Origin of the sequence: Streptomyces venezuelae (assembly GCF_008642375.1) — a bacterium.
GTDB lineage: Bacteria > Actinomycetota > Actinomycetes > Streptomycetales > Streptomycetaceae > Streptomyces > Streptomyces venezuelae_G.
Genome location: NZ_CP029194.1, coordinates 3673168 through 3691283 on the forward strand (window position 1 = coordinate 3673168; position 18116 = coordinate 3691283).

General features: G+C 71.0%; 18 protein-coding genes. 10 read left to right on the forward strand and 8 right to left on the reverse strand.

Translation table 11 applies throughout. The annotated features are described in order from the left end of the window. The first annotated feature begins 427 nt into the window (after nucleotides 1-427). Nucleotides 428-1357 (forward strand): C40 family peptidase, encoded by a 930-nt coding sequence (locus DEJ46_RS16515; protein WP_150267255.1) that lies wholly within the window; start codon nucleotides 428-430, stop codon nucleotides 1355-1357. Nucleotides 1358-1439: 82 nt separating this feature from the next. On the opposite strand, the gene DEJ46_RS16520 is transcribed toward DEJ46_RS16515, so the two are convergent. Next, on the reverse strand, nucleotides 1440-2726 hold the full coding sequence (locus DEJ46_RS16520) for a geranylgeranyl reductase family protein (protein ID WP_150267257.1): 1287 nt from the start codon (nucleotides 2724-2726) through the stop codon (nucleotides 1440-1442). A gap of 158 nt (nucleotides 2727-2884) precedes the next feature. Here DEJ46_RS16520 and DEJ46_RS16525 point away from each other — a divergent pair, with 158 nt between their 5' ends. Together DEJ46_RS16525 and DEJ46_RS16530 are read left to right on the forward strand one after the other, a co-directional pair. Beyond that, nucleotides 2885-3604 (forward strand): peptidase inhibitor family I36 protein, encoded by a 720-nt coding sequence (locus tag DEJ46_RS16525; RefSeq protein WP_223834682.1) that lies wholly within the window; start codon nucleotides 2885-2887, stop codon nucleotides 3602-3604. Then, complete coding sequence (locus tag DEJ46_RS16530) at nucleotides 3601-5010, forward strand: phosphodiester glycosidase family protein (RefSeq protein WP_150267261.1); 1410 nt, start codon at nucleotides 3601-3603, stop codon at nucleotides 5008-5010. The genes DEJ46_RS16525 and DEJ46_RS16530 overlap by 4 nt, the downstream gene beginning before the upstream one ends. 27 nt (nucleotides 5011-5037) lie before the next feature. Here DEJ46_RS16530 and DEJ46_RS16535 read toward each other — a convergent pair whose 3' ends face one another. Beyond that, the gene (locus DEJ46_RS16535) at nucleotides 5038-5733 is read right to left on the reverse strand and encodes a demethylmenaquinone methyltransferase (protein WP_150267263.1); all 696 of its coding nucleotides are present in this window, start codon (nucleotides 5731-5733) and stop codon (nucleotides 5038-5040) included. A gap of 154 nt (nucleotides 5734-5887) precedes the next feature. Between DEJ46_RS16535 and DEJ46_RS16540 the strand changes: the two genes are divergently transcribed. Further along, complete coding sequence (locus DEJ46_RS16540; protein WP_150267265.1) at nucleotides 5888-6469, forward strand: hypothetical protein; 582 nt, start codon at nucleotides 5888-5890, stop codon at nucleotides 6467-6469. Here DEJ46_RS16540 and DEJ46_RS16545 read toward each other — a convergent pair. Genes DEJ46_RS16545 through DEJ46_RS16555 form a run of 3 tightly spaced genes read right to left on the reverse strand, consistent with a single transcriptional unit; the run spans nucleotide 6454 to nucleotide 9200 of the window. Then, nucleotides 6454-7053 carry a hypothetical protein gene (locus DEJ46_RS16545; protein ID WP_150267267.1) on the reverse strand — a complete coding sequence of 200 codons (600 nt, stop codon included), beginning with the start codon at nucleotides 7051-7053 and terminating at the stop codon, nucleotides 6454-6456. The two genes, DEJ46_RS16540 and DEJ46_RS16545, sit on opposite strands and share 16 nt — an antisense overlap. Nucleotides 7054-7060: 7 nt before the next feature. Next, on the reverse strand, nucleotides 7061-8260 hold the full coding sequence (mqnC, locus tag DEJ46_RS16550) for a cyclic dehypoxanthinyl futalosine synthase (protein ID WP_150267269.1): 1200 nt from the start codon (nucleotides 8258-8260) through the stop codon (nucleotides 7061-7063). 58 nt (nucleotides 8261-8318) lie between these two features. Next, nucleotides 8319-9200 (reverse strand): menaquinone biosynthetic enzyme MqnA/MqnD family protein, encoded by an 882-nt coding sequence (locus DEJ46_RS16555; protein ID WP_150267271.1) that lies wholly within the window; start codon nucleotides 9198-9200, stop codon nucleotides 8319-8321. A 272-nt stretch (nucleotides 9201-9472) separates the two neighbouring features. Between DEJ46_RS16555 and DEJ46_RS16560 the strand changes: the two genes are divergently transcribed. Further along, a complete protein-coding gene (locus DEJ46_RS16560) occupies nucleotides 9473-9676 on the forward strand; it encodes a cold-shock protein (RefSeq protein ID WP_030208785.1) in 204 nt (67 codons plus the stop codon). A gap of 121 nt (nucleotides 9677-9797) precedes the next feature. Here the strand turns inward: DEJ46_RS16560 and DEJ46_RS16565 are convergent, their stop codons facing one another. Continuing rightward, nucleotides 9798-10634, reverse strand: a complete 837-nt coding sequence (locus DEJ46_RS16565; RefSeq protein WP_150267273.1) for a M23 family metallopeptidase — start codon at nucleotides 10632-10634, stop codon at nucleotides 9798-9800. Between the two features lie 131 nt (nucleotides 10635-10765). On the opposite strand from DEJ46_RS16565, the gene DEJ46_RS16570 reads away from it, so the two are divergent. Then, on the forward strand, nucleotides 10766-11170 hold the full coding sequence (locus tag DEJ46_RS16570; RefSeq protein WP_150267275.1) for a DUF1992 domain-containing protein: 405 nt from the start codon (nucleotides 10766-10768) through the stop codon (nucleotides 11168-11170). Between the two features lie 41 nt (nucleotides 11171-11211). Next, nucleotides 11212-11727 (forward strand): mycothiol transferase, encoded by a 516-nt coding sequence (locus tag DEJ46_RS16575; RefSeq protein ID WP_150267277.1) that lies wholly within the window; start codon nucleotides 11212-11214, stop codon nucleotides 11725-11727. A gap of 47 nt (nucleotides 11728-11774) precedes the next feature. On the opposite strand, the gene DEJ46_RS16580 is transcribed toward DEJ46_RS16575, so the two are convergent. After that, nucleotides 11775-12329 (reverse strand): Clp protease N-terminal domain-containing protein, encoded by a 555-nt coding sequence (locus tag DEJ46_RS16580; RefSeq protein ID WP_150267279.1) that lies wholly within the window; start codon nucleotides 12327-12329, stop codon nucleotides 11775-11777. Beyond that, complete coding sequence (locus tag DEJ46_RS16585; RefSeq protein ID WP_030315760.1) at nucleotides 12329-12538, reverse strand: helix-turn-helix domain-containing protein; 210 nt, start codon at nucleotides 12536-12538, stop codon at nucleotides 12329-12331. The genes DEJ46_RS16580 and DEJ46_RS16585 overlap by 1 nt, the downstream gene beginning before the upstream one ends. Before the next feature lie 167 nt (nucleotides 12539-12705). Here DEJ46_RS16585 and DEJ46_RS16590 point away from each other — a divergent pair, with 167 nt between their 5' ends. The 3 genes from DEJ46_RS16590 (at nucleotide 12706) to DEJ46_RS16600 (ending at nucleotide 18058) form a co-directional block, all read left to right on the forward strand. Further along, nucleotides 12706-15045 (forward strand): VCBS repeat-containing protein, encoded by a 2340-nt coding sequence (locus tag DEJ46_RS16590; RefSeq protein WP_150267281.1) that lies wholly within the window; start codon nucleotides 12706-12708, stop codon nucleotides 15043-15045. 28 nt (nucleotides 15046-15073) lie between these two features. Further along, complete coding sequence (locus DEJ46_RS16595) at nucleotides 15074-17356, forward strand: FG-GAP repeat domain-containing protein (RefSeq protein WP_150267283.1); 2283 nt, start codon at nucleotides 15074-15076, stop codon at nucleotides 17354-17356. 171 nt (nucleotides 17357-17527) lie between these two features. Further along, a complete protein-coding gene (locus DEJ46_RS16600) occupies nucleotides 17528-18058 on the forward strand; it encodes a hypothetical protein (protein ID WP_150267285.1) in 531 nt (176 codons plus the stop codon). The last annotated feature ends 58 nt before the right edge of the window (nucleotides 18059-18116 follow it).

Sequence of the window (18116 nt, forward strand, 5' to 3'; positions counted from 1 at the left end):
TGTGACATCCGTACCGGAAGTCGCTGCTCGGAGGGGGTGGCGCACTATCAAGCCATGGCCCATACAGGCAAATTGGCGATGGGATGGATCAAAGTGATAAAGGAAGCCGCCGTCGCCCGGTCGGGGGGTCCGGCGTACGGAGGTGGACGCGTGCGCGCGTTCACGAGCCGGGATGTGACCTGCGTCACGCGCCAAAGGGGTCCGGGAAAGCGGGGCTTGGCCACAGAGGTGAAGAGGTGGTAAGTGACGGGCAATCCGGACGTTTTATTGAAAACACATGATCAAGGGCGTGATGAGCCATGCCCGATTTGCCCGTTACGGCGTCAATAAGGGTGTCAGGGAAGCGGATTCGGCCATTCCTTGGGCAACTGTGGCGCAGCCCACGTTTCTTGAAGGGAACCGCCAAGCCCTGATAGCGGTTGTTCCCATGTCCCACTCCGCTCACATACCCAGCCACCGGAAGCCCCGCCGCAGCGCCTCGAAGCTCGCGCTCCGTGCCGGAGTTGCCGGTGGCGTCCTCGGCACCATCGCGGTGGCCGGTGCTGCCGGGCCGGCGAATGCCGAGCCGGTGACCGAGACCATCGAAATGCCCACGCTCGGGTCCCTCGACACCGCGGGCCTGGCGAGCGCTGTCGCCGCCTCGGCCGAGGCGTCCCAGCAGGAGGCCCTCGACCAGAGCCTGGAGACCCAGGAGAACGCGGCCCTGCAGAAGGCCGCGAAGGAGGCCAAGAAGGCCAAGGCCGAGGCGGACCGCAAGGCCGAGGCCGAGCGCGCCGAGAAGGCCCGCGCCGAGGCCGAGGCCAAGGCCGCGGCGGAGAAGGCCGAGCAGGAGCGCCAGGAGGCCGCGGAGCGCGCCTCCCGCGACCGTGCGCGCACCCAGCTCTCCACCACCTCCACGAGCGACAGCGGCTCGGGCTCCGGCTCCTCCGACTCGGGCTCCTCCGGCTCCTCGGACAGCGGCTCCTCCACGGGCAGCAGCAGCAACGAGACGCAGGCTCCCTCCGGCACCGCCGCCGCGATCGTGGCCTTCGCGCGTGCCCAGGTCGGCGACGCGTACGTCATGGGCGGCACCGGCCCCAACTCCTGGGACTGCTCCGGCCTCGTCCAGGCCGCCTACGCCTCGGCCGGCATCGACCTGCCGCGCATCTCCGGCGACCAGTCGAGCCGTGGCACCTCCGTCTCGCTGAGCAACCTCCAGCCGGGCGACATCCTGTACTGGGGCAGCCGCAGCGGCTCGTACCACGTCGCCATCTACGTCGGCGGCGGCAAGTACGTCGGCGCGCAGAACCCGTCCACGGGCGTCGTCGAGCGCTCGCTCGACTGGGACACCCCGTCGGGCGCCGTCCGGATCCTCTGATCCGGCGGCACGACCGATCACACGACGAAGGGCCGTCACTCCTCGGGGGAGGGACGGCCCTTCGTCGTGCGCCGGTGGGGGGTCAGGCCTTCGGGGCCACCTTCGAGAGGCCGTTGATGATGCGGTCCATCGCGTCGCCGCCCGTCGGGTCCGTGAGGTTCGCGAGCATCTTGAGCGTGAACTTCATCAGGAGCGGGTGGGTCAGGCCGCGCTGGGTCGCGATCTTCATGACCTTCGGGTTGCCGATGAGCTTCACGAAGGCGCGGCCGAGCGTGTAGTAGCCGCCGTAGGTGTCCTTGAGGACCTGCGGGTAGTTCCGCAGGGCCAGTTCGCGCTGCGCGGGGGTCGCGCGGGCGTGGGCCTGGACGATGACGTCGGCCGCGATCTGGCCGGACTCCATGGCGTACGCGATGCCCTCGCCGTTGAACGGATTGACCATGCCGCCCGCGTCGCCGACGAGCAGCAGGCCCTTCGTGTAGTGCGGCTGGCGGTTGAAGGCCATCGGGAGGGCGGCGCCGCGGATCGGCGTCGTCATGTTCTCCGGGGTGTAGCCCCAGTCCTCCGGCATCGAGGCGCACCAGGCCTTGAGCACCTCGCGCCAGTCCAGCTCGCGGAAGGCGGAGGAGGAGTTGAGGATGCCGAGGCCGACGTTGGACGTGCCGTCGCCCATGCCGAAGATCCAGCCGTAGCCGGGGAGCAGCCGGTCCTGCGGGCCGCGGCGGTCCCACAGCTCCAGCCAGGACTCCAGGTAGTCGTCGTCGTGGCGGGGGCTGGTGAAGTACGTGCGGACGGCGACGCCCATCGGGCGGTCCTCGCGGCGGTGCAGGCCCATGGCGAGGGAGAGCCGCGTGGAGTTGCCGTCGGCGGCGACGACGAGCGGGGCGTGGAAGGTGACCTCGCGCTTCTCGTCGCCGAGCTTGGCGTGGACGCCGGTGATGCGGCCGGTGCGGTCGTCGACGATCGGGGCGCCGACGTTGCAGCGCTCGTACAGCCGGGCGCCGGCCTTCTGCGCCTGCCGGGCGAGCTGCTCGTCGAAGTCGTCGCGCTTGCGGACGAGTCCGTAGTCCGGGTACGAGGCGAGCTCCGGCCAGTCGAGCTCCAGGCGGACGCCGCCGCCGATGATCCGCAGGCCCTTGTTCCGCAGCCAGCCGGCCTCTTCGGAGATGTCGATGCCCATGGAGACGAGCTGCTTGGTGGCGCGGGGGGTGAGGCCGTCGCCGCAGACCTTCTCGCGGGGGAAGGCGGTCTTCTCCAGGAGCAGGACGTCGAGTCCGGCCTTGGCCAGGTAGTACGCGGTGGTGGAGCCGGCCGGGCCCGCCCCGACGACGATCACATCTGCGGTGTGCTCGGAGAGGGGCTGCTCGGTCACGGCGGAGTCTCCCGAAGGCTCGACGACTGGGGCGGTACGGACGTACCGGGGCAGTCTATGGGGGGCGGGCGCGAGGGGATCGGAGGGTGTGCCGCACGCGCTTCCCCTCTCGGCAGAATTCGATCCGTTGTTCGAGTTGCGCTGTCATGATCATTCGTGTGAACAGACAAAGAACCCTGCGGCGATGGGGCCTCGCCCTCGCCGCCGTCCTCACCCTGATCTGCTCGGCCTTCCTCGTCTCTCCCGCGAGCGCCGACGCCTTCGACGACTGCGCGAGCGGCAAGCTCTGCCTCTACGACGCCTCCGGCGGCGGCGGCGAGCGGCGGGACTTCCCCCTCGGCGACAACCGTGAGACGTACGACGGGGGCTGGGACGACCGGGCCCTCTCCGCCATGAACAACACCACCCACTGGGCCTGCTTCTCCACCGGAGGCGCGTACGGCGGAACGGTCAAGCCGGTCCCGCCGGGCGCCGCCGTCGAGTTCCCCGCCGCCACGGCGAGCTCGCACAAGCTCGCGCCCTCCTCCGCCCACTGCTTCACCGGCTACGAACGCTGCCCCGACAACCGCGTCTGCACCTTCACCGAGGCCAACGGCCGCGGCACGATGACCGTGCACCTCCCGGCGACCGACCCCGCCACCAAGAACTACGGCAACAGCTACGGCGCCGAGGCGGCACCCACGTCCGCCTGGAACCGGACGCAGAAGCACGTGTGCTTCTACCCCGAGCCGACGTACACCGGCACCTGGACCGGTTCGGACGAGAAGAAGTTCGGCGCGTACGTCGTCCTGCGCGGCGACAGCGTCACCGTCCCGGCGCCCTTCGCCGGCACCTTCCACTCGCACGAGCTCGTCGCCACCACGGGAGACTGCCAGTGACCAGGAACCGCCGCCCCTGGGTCGCCGTGGCCGCCGCTCTCGGCGCCGCCCTCGCCCTCACCTCGCCCGCCTCCGGCGCCGGTCAAGCGCCCACCGACCCGCTCGCCGCCTGGACCCTGGGCGCCCCCGTAACGGTCGCCCCGGGCGTCACCCACACCACCTGGATCGAGACCACCCCCGCCGACACCAAGCGCGCCAAGGCCCGCAAGCTCCAGATCGTCGAGATCGACCCCACCGCCGGGTCCCTCACCCTGGAAAGCACCGTCGGAACGGACGACGGCTCAGCCGAGCAGGTCTCCGACCAGCTCGCCGAGGTCACCTCCGTGCTGGTCCGCCACCCGTACGCGGGAGTCAACGGCGGCCTGTTCCAGCGGGAACCCGCCGGAGTCGGCGTCGAGAAGACCGCAGCCCACACCGGTGCCTCGGTCACGGACGGCGTCCTGCACAGCTCCAGCTGCTGGAGCGGCGGAAAGGGCAGTACCGGAGCGGTGATCCAGCACGGCATCCCGTACATCACCAAGCTCCTCACGGACATGGAGCTGATCGGCCCGTCCGGCGAGACCATCCGGATCGACGACGTCAACCGGACCCCGGGACGCCCCCCGCACTGCGCGCGCGACGCCGAGGACACGGAGGTGAGCAAGAGCCCGCCCGTCTTCACCGACCCTGACGAGATCGTCGTCTTCACCGACGACTACGGCCTGTCCACCCCGAAGCCCGGAACCGACCCCCTCGTCGCCGCCACCGCCGACGCGGGCTTCGAGGTCGTCGTCGACGCGCACGGCGTCGTCACCCTCGCCCGCGAGGGCCGCGGCGGAACCGAGGTCCCCGCGGGCGGCCGCGTCATCCAGGGCATCGGCACCGGCGCCCAGTGGCTCCGCGACCGGCTCGCCCTCGACGACCGGGTGACGATCGACCAGAAGCTCCGCGACGTCAACCTGGGCCGGAACATCCCGCTGGACGACTCGGTCGACGTCGTCAGCTCCTTCCACCAGCTGCTCCGCAACTCGGCGATCCCCACCGAGCTGCCCGACTCCTGCAGCGGTAAGGAGAAGGGCACCGACGGTACGACCCTGATCTGCACCGACTCGCGCACCGCGCTCGCCACGAACTCCCAGGGCCACCCGGTGCTCGTCACCCTCACCGGGCAGGACAACGAAGACGGCGACTATCTGCGGAGCTTCGCCGCCCTCCTGGACTCCCCGCAGCTCGGGATCGTCGATGCCCTCAACCTGGACGGCGGCGGTTCCACGGTGCTGGCGACGAAGGTGCCGTCGAAGGATCCGACGGAGAAGGCGAAGATCCACACCCCGCCGACGGACCTTGCGGACGGCAAGCTCGTGCACCGCACCGTGGCCGACTCGGTGTACACGGGCGTCGGCGGCTACGGGCTGGACGCGCGGTAGCCCTGACGCACGTGACGCGGCGGTCGGTCAGGCGGGCTTGAACCCCCGGTGCAGGGCCACGATCCCGCCGGTCAGGTTCCGCCAGGCCACCTTCGACCAGCCGGCCTTCTGGAGCATCCCCGCCAGGGTCGGCTGGTCCGGCCAGGACCGGATGGACTCGGCCAGGTACACGTACGCGTCCGGGTTCGAGGAGACCGCGCGCGCCACCGGCGGCAGCGCCCGCATCAGGTACTCCTCGTACACCGTGCGGAACGGCGCCCAGGTGGCGTGCGAGAACTCGGAGATGACGACCCGGCCGCCCGGCTTCGTCACCCGGTACAGCTCGCGCAGCGCCTGCTCGGTGTCCTGGATGTTCCGCAGCCCGAAGGAGATCGTCACGGCGTCGAAGACGTCGTCACGGAAGGGCAGCTTCGTGCCGTCGCCGGCAGTGAACGGCATCCACGGGTGGTTCTTCTTGCCCACCCGGAGCATCCCGAGCGAGAAGTCGCAGGGGACGACGTACGCGCCCGCACGGGCGAAGGGCTGCGAGGACGTGGCCGTGCCCGCCGCGAGGTCGAGGATCTTCTGCGCGGGGCGGGCGTCGACCGCCTTCGCGACCTCCTTGCGCCAGCGGCGGTCCTGGCCGAGCGAGAGCACGTCGTTCGTGAGGTCGTAGTTCGCCGCCACGTCGTCGAACATCGAGGCGACTTCGTGCGGCTGCTTTTCCAGAGTGGCGCGGGTCACTGGCTTCGGCCTCGCAAGATCGGGTGCGGACGGATCCACCCATTCTGGCAGGCGGGGCCCCGCCGCCCGGAACGGGCCCGTCCCGCTCGCGGTGCGCGAGGGCCGCAGGCGGCGGGCCAGGGCCCGGTTCGCGGTCGGGGCCGCGGCGTTCGGCGTGCTCACGGCGGGGGCCCTCGGCCTCACGCTGTTGCCGGGCCCGGGGACGGACGTCACCGGGGTGTCGACGCCCGCCGTCGGCGAGGCCGAGCGGGAGCGCCGCGCGGAGTACCAGCGGAGGATGACGGCGCTGCTGGACGAGCTGCTGCCCGACCGGGTCACCGACGTCCGTCCGGTGCGGGACGAGGTGGCCGAGTACCGGATCACGGCGGGCGGCGAGACCCTCCGCATGGTCGTGTCGGTGCGGCCGGACGACGACTCCGTCCTCGGGTACTGCAAGTCGAGGCCGAGGAACGCCCCCGCCTGCGAGGAGGAAACGCAGCTGAGGACCGGCTCGTTCATCGACTTTCCGACCGTCAAGTCGACCGTGCAGTACTGGTACCGCAAGAGCCGGGTCGAGCTCACCGTCTACGCGGGGAAGGCGGTGCTGCCGGTGACGGGACGCGACAGCTTCACCGTGACCCAGGACCCGCGCTTCCTGGAGCTGGTGAAGGAAGCGGACGCGCGCCCGATGGAGTTGCCGGAGCCGCCCCTGGGGACGCCCGAAACGGCCTTCGGGTCGGGTCAGCGGGCGCGGTAGACCAGTCGGCCGCCGATCACGGTGGCGACGCAGGTCGACGCGCCGAGGCGGACCAGGGCGGTCCGGTCCGGGACGTCGAAGACGGCGAAGCGGGCCGGGCCGCCCGGTGCCAGGCCGGGCAGCAGGATCAGCGGCACCGGCGAGAAGGACGGGCCGCCCGGGAGCTTGTCGGGACGGCGGCCCACCGCCAGGCCGGCCCGGCGCACGGCGTCCGCCGCCGCCTGGCTGCGGAGCTCGCCCGCCACCGCGACCGTCCCGTGCGCGAGGAGCCGCTGCACGCCGCGGCGCGCGGAGGCGCCCCGGCGGGAGGCGTCCATCCGGAAGATCCGCTGCGCCCGCTCCCCCGTGATCGGCTCGGTGCCGAAACCCTCGGCCTCCCGGGGGTCCGGGTGGTACATGCCTTCGAGGAGCTCGGGCGCGTACGGGTTGAGCAGACCGGACGTGAGGATGCCGGGCCACCGCCGCAACCGCGCCTCGCGCCGGACGGCGACCAGGTCCTCGTACGGGCCGACGGCGGCGACGAGCTCGCCGTCGACCAGGACGGCGGTCTCGGGTGTCGCCTCGGCAACGTGGATCGTCAGCACGACGGCCTCAGTTCGCGTCGAGGAGCTTCAGCTCCGGGTGCGCCGTGCCGCCCTCGATCGCCGTGGACGAGATGTGCGAGGCGACGCGCTCGTCCACCGGGTCGTTCGCCGGGTCGTCGTGGACGACGATGTGCTCGTACGTGGTGGTGCGCTGCGCCGGGACGCGGTCCGCCGTGCGGATCATGTCGATCATCTCGCGCAGGTTGGAGCGGTGCTTGGCACCCGCCGAGGAGACGACGTTCTCCTCCAGCATGATCGAGCCGAGGTCGTCCGCGCCGTAGTGCAGGGTCAGCTGGCCGATCTCCTTGCCCGTGGTGAGCCACGAGCCCTGGATGTGCGCGATGTTGTCGAGGAAGAGCCGCGCGATCGAGATCATGCGCAGGTACTCGAAGAGCGTGGCGTGCGTACGGCCCTTGAGGTGGTTGTTCTCGGGCTGGTAGGTGTACGGGATGAAGGCCCGGAAGCCGCCCGTCCGGTCCTGCACGTCACGGATCATGCGCAGGTGCTCGATCCGCTCGGCGTTCGTCTCGCCGGTGCCCATCAGCATCGTGGAGGTGGACTCGACGCCCAGCTTGTGGGCGATCTCCATGATCTCCAGCCAGCGCTCGCCGCTCTCCTTGAGCGGGGCGATGGCCTTGCGCGGCCGCTCGGGGAGCAGCTCGGCGCCGGCGCCCGCGAAGGAGTCGAGGCCGGCGGCGTGGATGCGGGTGATCGCCTCCTCGACGGAGACGCCGGAGATCCGGGCCATGTGCTCGACCTCGGAGGCGCCGAGGGAGTGGATGACGAGCTGCGGGAAGTCCTTCTTGATGGCCGCGAAGTGCTTCTCGTAGTACTCGACGCCGAAGTCCGGGTGGTGACCGCCCTGGAACATGATCTGGGTGCCGCCGAGCTCCACGGTCTCCGCGCAGCGGCGCAGGATGTCGTCGAGGTCCCGGGTCCAGCCCTTCTTCGTGTCCTTCGGCGCGGCGTAGAACGCGCAGAACTTGCACGCCGTCACACAGACGTTCGTGTAGTTGATGTTCCGCTCGATGATGTACGTCGCGATGTGCTCGGTCCCCGCGTACCTGCGGCGGCGCACGGCGTCGGCGGCGGCGCCCAGCGCGTGCAGCGGCGCCGAGCGGTACAGGTCGAGCGCCTCCTCGGGGGTGATCCGGCCACCCGCGGCTGCGCGGTCGAGAACGGACTGCAGTTCGGCCTTCTCGGTCACCGGGTGCGTCCCTTTCGGAGGGGTTCTGAACGACCGAACCAGCGTACGCCAGGGCTTCTCACGGCTGCCGCAGGGTGCTCGGCGCCAGCAGCTCCACGCGGACGTCGGCCGGGAAGCCGGTCGTCGGGCCGGTGCGGCGGGCGAACTCCCGGACGCCCGCGAGCTGCTCCGGGCCGAAGCGGAAGTCGAGCGTACGGAAGTACCGCTCCAGGAGCTCCGCGTCGAAGGTCTCCCAGCGGGCGGCCTGCTCGGCGACCTTGGCGACCTCTTCGAGGGAGAGGTCGCGCGAGGCCAGGAACGCCTGGTGCACCTCGCGGACGGTCTCCGGCTCACGGGCCAGGTAGTCCTTGCGCGCCGCCCACACGGCGAAGACGAAGGGCAGCCCGGTCCACTCCTTCCACATCAGGCCCAGGTCGTGGACCTGGAGCCCGAGGCGGGGGGCGTCGTGCAGCGAGGCCCGGAGCGCGGCGTCGCCGATGAGGACCGCCGCGTCCGCCTCCTGCATCATCACGCCGAGGTCGGGCGGGCACGTGTAGTAGTCGGGCTTCACCCCGTACTGCTCGGCGAGCAGCAGCTGCGCGAGGCGCACCGAGGTGCGGGAGGTGGAACCGAGCGCCACCCGGGCCCCGTCCAGCTCCCGGAGCGGCCGCTGGGAGACGATCACGCACGACATGACGGGACCGTCGCAGCCGACGGCGATGTCGGGCAGGGCGACGAGGTCCTCCGCGTTGCGGAGGTACTCGACGAGGGTGATGGGACCGACGTCGAGGTCGCCTCTGACGAGGCGCTCGCTGAGCTTCTCCGGGGTGTCCTTCGTGAGCTCGAGATCGAGCAGCGTTCCGGTCCTCGCGAGCCCCCAGTAAAGGGGCAGGCAGTTCAGGAACTGGATGTGTCCGACGCGGGGCCGGCTGCGCTGGTGGTCATCGGTTGCATTGTCCACATCGCGAGGCTAGACCCGTCCCGTACGGCGGGCATCGCCGGGGCGCGCGACACGTCCGCAGTGGGTAAGGAACCGCAGATCAAACATGCGGACGACGTGATCTTTCCCTCTACCGCCCGCCGCGTCCTGCGTGCTAGGCTCGTTCGCAAGTTGCAGTTTGGTTTCCCTTGCAGTACAGAGCCTGCGGAGCATGTGACCCGCAGGCTTTTGTAGTTTTCAGACTTGTTTGCAGGTTCTGGAGCAGGGCGACCCTTTGGCCCATAGGAGGGCTCATGGCTACCGGAACCGTGAAGTGGTTCAACGCTGAAAAGGGCTTCGGCTTCATCGCCCAGGACGGCGGCGGCCCGGATGTCTTCGTCCACTACTCCGCGATCAACGCGAACGGCTTCCGTTCGCTCGAGGAGAACCAGCTCGTGACCTTCGACGTCACGCAGGGCCCGAAGGGCCCGCAGGCGGAGAACGTCACCCCGGCCTAAGGTGCCCGGGTCGGCGTCAGCGCTGGACTAGAGCAGTACCCAAGGAGCCCCGCTCCGTGCCTCGGCACGAGCGGGGCTCCTGCCTCTTTCGGGGCCTCTTTCCGATCCTCTTTCCGGGTACTCAGCAGTTGGGGATGGTGGCGCCGTTGTTGTCACGGGCCTCGTCGTCGCCCCAGCGCGACAGGTAGTAGGCGGACACGTACGCTCCGTATCCGTTCTTGCCGGCGTAGACGGTGTCGAGGTCGGTCCGCAGCCACCAGTGGTTGAAGTTTCCGGAGGCGTCCCGGACCTCCTGGCCCCAGACCTTGCAGTAGACGTAGTTCGTGCCCGCGTTCAGCACGCCCTGGGCGTCGTTGGTGTTGGCCTGGGCGTAGCCCGTGGCGTTGGCGAAGGTGTCGACCCAGTACTTCCCGCCACCGCCGCCCGAGCAGCCGTTGTCGCTCGTCAGGTACTTGGAGCCGTAGGAGCCCGGGTAGGGGGCGAGGGAGGTGCCGTTGATGACGATGGGCTGGCCGACGCCGTTGTAGAGCTGCTCGTAGTGGATGTGGGCGCCCGAGCTGTTGCCGGTGGAGCCGGTGGTTCCGATCTGCTGCCCCTGGGCGACCCGGGCGCCGTTGGCGACGGAGTAGGCGTTGAGGTGGAAGTAGTACGTCTTCCAGCCGCTGCCGTGGTCGACCACGATGTAGTTGCCCGCGCCGCTCGGCTGCGAGTAGCGGTAGGCGCTACCGGACGCGGAGGCGAGGACCGGGGTGCCGGCCGTGCTGCCGCCGTCGGCGCGGATGAAGTCGAGGGCCTGGCGGACCTCGGCGGAGTGGTGGCCGTAGGTCCATTTCTGGCCGCAGGGGTAGGGCGCCTTGAAGAGCGGCGCGGCCTGGGCGGGGGTGGTCGTGACGAGCGCGGTGAGCAGGCCCGCGACGAGCGCGAGCAGGGTGCCTAGCGGGGTGATCCGGGCACGCATGCATCCTCCAGGAACCGAACGGGGACAGGGGTCGACGCGCGTTGAACGGACCACAGCGTGCCGGAAGACCGGGTGCCGTAGTAGTCCGCGAGACCCACACTCGTACGGTCGTCGTTACGTAGGCTGGACACATGACCGAACGGAAACCGCCGGGTGTGAGCTTCGAGTCGTTCGTCGACAAGCAGATCCGGGAGGCCTCGGAGCGCGGCGAGTTCCGCAGCCTGGCCGGTTTCGGGAAGCCGCTGCCCGACGACTCCGCCCCGTACGACGAGCTGTGGTGGATCAAGGGCAAGATGCACAGCGAGGGCGCGTCCGTGCTGCCTCCCTCGCTGGCGCTGCGCAAGGAGGCCGAGGACGCGGTGGAGGCGGTGGCCGCGGCCGTCTCGGAGAGCCAGGTCCGCCGGATCCTCGGCGAGATCAACACCAAGATCGCCGAAGCCCTCGCCCGGCCGCCGGCCGGACCGCCGCTGAACCTGACGCTCTTCGACGTCGAAGCGGTGCTGGAGGGGTGGAGGGCGGAGAGGAGACTCCCGTGAACCCCGTGCATCCCGTGCATCCCGTGCATCCCGTGCATCCCGTGACCAGCGCAGGTCTGCTGGTCGACTCGTTCGGACGGATCCGCGAGGCCGTCCACGAGGCCGTGGAAGGGCTGACGGAGGACGAGCTCGCCGCCCGGATCGACCCGGACGCCAACTCGGTCGCCTGGCTCGTCTGGCACCTCACCCGGATCCAGGACGACCACCTCGCGGACGCCTTCGACACGGCGCAGCTGTGGGTGTCGGACGGCTGGGAGACCCGCTTCGACCTGCCCTTCTCCCGGCGGGCCACCGGTTACGGCCAGACGAGCGCCCAGGTCGGCGCGGTGCGCGCGTCGGCGGAGCTGCTGCTCGGCTACCACGACGCCGTGCACGCGCGGACGGTGGAGCTGATCGGGACGGTGACCAACGCGGACCTGGGCCGGATCGTCGACACCGCCTGGGACCCCCCGGTCACCCTCGGCGTCCGCCTGGTCTCGGTGATCGCGGACGACCTCCAGCACGCGGGGCAGGCGGCGTTCGTCCGGGGCGTGGTGGAGCGGCGCGGGACGTCGTGAGGCGCGTCAGCGCGGGCTGATAGCCTCCGGCGCCCGCAGGGTGCGGGTCAGGGGCCCTTCGTGCCGGGGACCGCGGTGTCCACGGAGGAGTACGTCACGCCGTGGTCGGCCAGGGCCTCCGCGACGACGCCGCCGGTCATGGTGAGCGCCAGGAGGATGTGCTCGTCGCCGATCTCCCGGTCCTTGCGGGCCAGGGCCACCCGCAGGGACTGTTCCAGGACGGTCTTGGCCTCCCGGGAGAAGGTCCGGCGGCCCGACCACCACCCGGAGTCCTTGCGGTCGCCGGTCAGCGCGCCCTCGCCGTGGGCCTCCTCCACCCGCGCCACGATCGCGCCGACGTCGATACCGAGGCCCGCCAGGGCGTCCGTGTCCGCCCGGGACAGTCCCGCCCGGCGCCGGGCGTCGGCCAGTGCGGCCACGAGGGAGGGACGGCGGTCCGGCGGGCACAGCTCGCGCAGCGCGGTCGCCGCCCTGGTGTCCTCCCGGTCTAGCAGGCTCAGCAGCAGGTGCTCCTTGGTGACGGCCGCGGCGCCGCGGCGCTCCGCGTGCTCGGCCGCCCCCTTCACCACGGCACGTGCGGCTTTCGTGAACCGTTCGAACATCACTGCCTCCCGTACTTCTTGTGGACGGCCTGCCGGCTGACTCCCAGTTCGGTCGCGATCTCCTGCCACGACCAGCCCTGGTTGCGCGCACTGCGGACCTGGACGGCTTCCAGCTGTTCCAGTAGCCGCCGCAGGGCGGAGACGGCCCGTAGCCCGACCCGGGGGTCGCGGTCGCCCGCCCGCGCGGCGAGATCGGTCGCATCGGTCATACCGTCAACCTAAGTTGACAGCCGAGTCATGTCAACCGTGATTGACAACCGGGCCGACTCGCCCTGCCGGGTCATTTGTTCGAACGAGTCGTACAACCTCCGATGGCGATCAAGAGTCACATCGGAGTGGCGATCGCCATCTTTGTTAGCCCTGGGGGGAATTCACCTTGCAGAACCGCTCGTCCTTCCGTCGCCGTCACCTCGCCGCCGTGACCGCCGTCCTCGCCATCACCGCGGGTACGGCCCTGGCCGCCGGCCCCGCCGCGCTCGCCGCGGCCCCGGCGGGCGTCACCGCCCCCGCGGGCCTCACCGCCGCCGCGGGCCCCACCGCCGCCGCGGACGTGACCGTGCCGTTCCCGGCCGACGGGAAGATCGATGGCGCCGGCGCCACCGGCTTCCTCTCCCGCTCCGGGGAGACGGGACAGGAGCTCCGCTGGACCCGGTACGAGGACGGCGTCTCGGCCGCCGTCGCGTCCCCCGTCGGCGGTGGCGTCGACGGCACCGGCACGGACATCCTGGTGGTCGGTGACTCCGCCGCCCCGCACCTGATGCGTACCGTGACGCTCCTGGACATGTCCGCGCCCGTCGCCGACCGGCCCGCCGTCGTGGTCTCCTTCGACCTCGGCTCACTGGGGGCCACCTACGTCCGGGCCGTCGGCCCCGACACGGTCCTCGCCAAGCGGATCGGTGCGAACGGCTCGGAGAAGCTGCTCCTCGTCACCTCCGAGAACGACGTCGCCCACGAGCGCGAGGTGACCGGACTCCCCGCCGACGCGCGGCACTTCTCCGCCGGCGCCTCCGCCGTCGACGGCGAGATCCTCGTCGGCTACGAGACCGGCTCCGATCTGATCACGGGCGGCCGTGCCGTCATCGACCTGGCCACCGGCGCGGTCGTGAAGACGTACGGAGCCTCCGACTCCGGCTACCTCCAGTCCCAGATGTCCCTCTCCGCCTCGCACGTCGCCTGGTCCCACTTCACCGAGGACGACGGCATCGTCGTCCACACGGTCGACCGGAGCACCGGCACCACGAAGCGGCGCGTCCTCGGCTTCGTCGACGAGCACCTCACTGGCCTCGTCGGCAACTGGCTGGTGTTCGGGGTCCCGAGCAAGCTCACCGAGCACGGGACGTTCCCGAACACGCGCGTGCGCGCCGTCGACCTGACGGCCGGCGCGACCGCCGAGCCCGTCGAGCTCACCGCCTACGCCAACTCCATGGAGCCGGCGGCCGACGGCAGCCTGCTGATCCGCGGCGGCACGCTCGAACAGGGCGAGGGCCTCTACGAGGTCTCCTCCCCCGGCGGCGGGCAGCTCGCCGTCGAGAAGGTCGCGACGACCGGACAGCCGACCGCGCTGACCTACCTCGGCTCGCAGGTGCCGGCCGTCGTCGACTTCGACCGGGACCGCGAGACCGAGCTGAAGTGGCGGCTGTCCCGGCTCAACGCCGACGTCCACCTGAAGCTCACCCACAAGAAGACCGGGCAGTCCTACTCCCGCCTGCTGGAACTGCGCCGCACGTACCCGTCCCGGCACACCTTCGACGACATCACCTTCGGCATCACCTGGCAGGGCGTCCTCGCCGACCTCTCGGCGAACGGCAAGTCGGCCTTCAACGGCGACTACACCTGGGAGTTCCGCGCCGTCCCGCAGAACGGCATCGGTGCCGAGGTGAAGCAGTCGGGCACCTTCAAGGTGGTCCGCTCGGCCAAGCCGCACGACTACAGCGACAACGGCTCGCCGGACCTGTTCGCCCGGGACCGGGACGGCGCGCTGTGGCGAGTCGACAGCACGTACGACTCGTACACGAGGAAGCTCGCGCCGACCTACCAGCGCGCGGCGGTCGGTTCCGGCTGGAACACGTACGACCGGATCGAGTCCGTCGGGAACGTCGCGGGGACGAACGTCGCCGACGTGATCGCCCGCGACAGGACCGGCGCGCTGTGGCTCTACCAGGGCACGGGCAGCGAGACGAAGCCGCTGGGTGCCCGTACGAAGATCGGCTCCGGCTGGGGCGTCTACAACCAGCTCGCGGGCGGCAGCGACCTCACCGGGGACGGCCGCGCCGACCTCGTCGCCACCGACAAGGCCGGGGACCTCTACCTCTACAAGGGCACCGGCAGCGCCACCGCCCCCTTCGGCGCCAGGAAGAAGCTCGGCGGCGGCTGGGGCGGCTACAACCAGCTGACGACCGTGGGGAACCTGGCCGGCGGCCCCGCCGGTGACCTGCTCGCCCGCGACACGGCCGGCATCCTCTGGCTCCACCTCGGCAGGGGCGACGGCACGTTCGCGAGCCGCGTCAAGGTCGGCAGCGGCTGGGGCGGCTACACGGAGCTCATCGGCTTCGGCGACGCGAACAAGGACGGCCGGACCGACCTGTACGCGTGGGGTGGCCCGAGCCGGCCCTCGTACGTCTACGCCGGCACCGGCAACTGGAGCGCGCCCTTCGCGGCCCGCGCCTCCGCCGAGCTCCTCATGTACGCCGGCGCGGCCTACCAGCACGCACTCTGACACCCACGACTCAAGAGGAAACGGTCCTTTGACTCGCTCACGTACCTCCTCCCGGCGTCACCTCGCCGCCGCCGTCGTCGCCGTCCTGGCCGTCACCGCCGGTACGGCCCTCGTCGCCACCCCCGCCACGGCGGCCCCCGTCCCCGGCCCGGCGGTCGGGTCGGCTGCCGAGGCGATCGGCACGATCCCGCAGAACGCGCGGGTCACCAGCGCCGGGGCCACCGGCTTCCTCAGCACGGTCCGGCACTACGACCCCTTGAGGACCGACTACCTCTGGACGAAGTACGCCGACGGCTCCACCACCCTCCTGAACACTCCGAACACCGGCTTCTTCGGACAGGGTTCGGACATCGTCTGGGGCTCCCAGCCCGGTTCGCTCTCGTACTCGATGCACGACATGGCCAACCCGAGCAGCGCCGTGGGCGGTGTCTCGATGAACAACGGCACCTCCGTGTACGGGGCCATCGGCGCAGCGCTCGTGACCGTCACCGAGGACCGCTACACCGGCGCGGTGCGAGTCGAGATCCTCCGAGGGAGCAAGTACCCGACGCCCCCCACCCCCGTCCCCGGCATCCCGGGCAACGCCAAGGTGACCAAGGTCGTCCTCACGACGCCCGGCACGGCCGTCATCGTGTACGAGACGGGCAGCGGCGCAACCCTCCGCTACCACATGGCCGCCGTGGACACCGTGACCGGCGAGGTCCTGGAGACGCGCCCGGCGGGCTCGCTGGAGTTCGGCGACGTAGCGCTCTCCGCGACCCACTGGTCCTGGATCGAGTACGACTACCCCGAAGGACCGCTCGGCGGGAAGCGCGTCGCTCTCCTCCACACCGCCCCGCGCGGCGGCGGCGCGCCCACGACCACCAACCTGGGCCTCGTCACCGGCGGCGAGTCGATGCGCACGGGCCTCCTGGGTGACTGGGTGACCTACACCAGCGCCGGTGGCTACCAGTCCAACGGTCCGTCGCCGCACTACCCGCTGGTCGCCCGCCCCCTCGGCGGCGGGACACCGGTCAAGCTCCTCGATCACGTCGTCACCGCGGTCTCGGACACCGACGGCAACCTCGTCGTGCGCGGCGGCAGCCTCACCGAGGGCCCGGAATCGGGCGAGGGCGTCTACAAGGTCTCGGCGAACGCGACGGGTGGCGTACCGACCGTCACCACGGTCGCGACCGCGAACACGCCGACGGCGCTCGGGATCGTCTCCCAGGACGCCGCCCCGACCGTGGTCGACCTCGACAAGAGCCAGGGGGCGAGGTTCAGCTGGACCCTGACCCAGGCGAACGTGGACGGCACGTTCACGCTGAAGCACACCCGCACCGGCAAGACCGAGCAGATACCCGTCTGGACCGACAACCCGACGGCCAACCCGGGCAACAAGGCCACCGTCGACTGGTCGGGCAAGCTCGTCCACTCCTCCCTCGACGCCTTCAACGGCGACTACACCTGGGAACTCCGCCTCAAGCCGCGCAGCGGCATCGGCCCGGAGGTGAAGAAGGCCGGCGTCCTCAAGGTGGTCCGGAAGGCCGGTGCGCACGACTTCTCGGACAACGGCACCCTGGACCTTCTCACCCGGGACTCCGCCGGGCGGGTCTGGCGCGACGACCTCACCACCAAGCTGACGTCGGACCACCCCGTCTCCACGCGCACGCTGCTCGGCTCCGGCTGGAACATCTACAGCCACATCGAGGCAGTGGGCAACGTCGCGGGCGCGGCGACGAGCGACCTCGTCGCCAAGGACAAGGACGGCAACCTCTGGCTGTACCTCGGCAAGGGCGACGGCACCTTCGCGCCCCGCACCAAGATCGGCCCCGGGTGGAACGCGTACAACAAGATCACCGGCGGCAGCGACGTCAACAACGACGGCAAGGCCGACCTGTTCGCCACCGACACCTCCGGCGTCCTCTGGCTCTACAAGGGCACGGGCAACTGGCAGGCCCCCTACTCCGCGCGCACGCGGGTCGGCGGCGGCTGGGGCGTCATGAACCAGATCGTGGCCACCGGCAACCTCGGCGGCACGGTGCACGGCGACCTCGTCGCCCGTGACACCTCCGGGGTCCTCTGGCTGTACCCGAGCACGGGCACGGGCACGTTCGGGGCGCGCGTGCGCGTCGGCGCGGGCTGGGGCGGTTACGCGCACATCGTCGGCGCCGGCGACGTGAACCGGGACGGCCGCGCGGACCTCTACGGCTACGGCGGCGCCGCCAACTCGTACGTGCACCTGGGAACGGGCGGCCTGACGGCCCCGTTCTCGCCGCGCACCCCGCTGCCGATCTTCACGGCGAGCCAGTCGGTCGACCTGGTCGGCTGAGCGGCCCCGCCCTCACCGCCCCGCGCAGGACTCCCCTGACGCGCCGGCATCGGCACATCACCACCTCCAGGGCCGGAACCCGTCCGGCCCTGGAGGCGTCCAATGCCCGACTCGCCTTGAGTTCCCGGATGTTGACGGGAAGCACCACGTCTTGCGAAGGAGCGGAAACCGATGCCCGAGCACCCCGATCGGCACACCAGCCGTCCGCGCCCGGCCCTGCGGGGCGCGATGGCTCTCGTGGGCTGCCTGCTCGCCGCCACGGCGACCGCCGCGTGCGGAACAGCCGGCGCGCAGAGCCCGAAGGACGGCACCGCCCGCGCGGTGGTGGCGACGGCACCGGCGGACCCTCGGCCGACGGCCGACACGGACCGGAAGGCTCCCGCGCGGATCATCACCCGCAAGGCCGGCGACCCCTTCCCCGGGCTCTTCGCCCACCTCCCCGGGACTCTCGTGGTCACCGAGGACAACTGTGTCGCGGTGAAGGCGTCCAAGAGCGCCGAGCTCACGCCGATCGTGTGGGGACACGGCTGGTCGGTTCGCGAGGAGAACGGCGGGACGGCCGTGTACGACGCCGCCGGGAAGCTCTTCGCGCGGGAAGGCGACCGGGTGGGACTGGGCGGCGGCACGTCGGAACGGTTCGCCGGTCACCCGTGCGTCACCGGACTCGTCTTCGAGGCGAACGACGCCCAGAAAGCTCCGTAAGGAATCTCGAGCGGCGTACAACTCTCCGATCTTCCCGCGGGTCTTGTGGGTGTGGCCA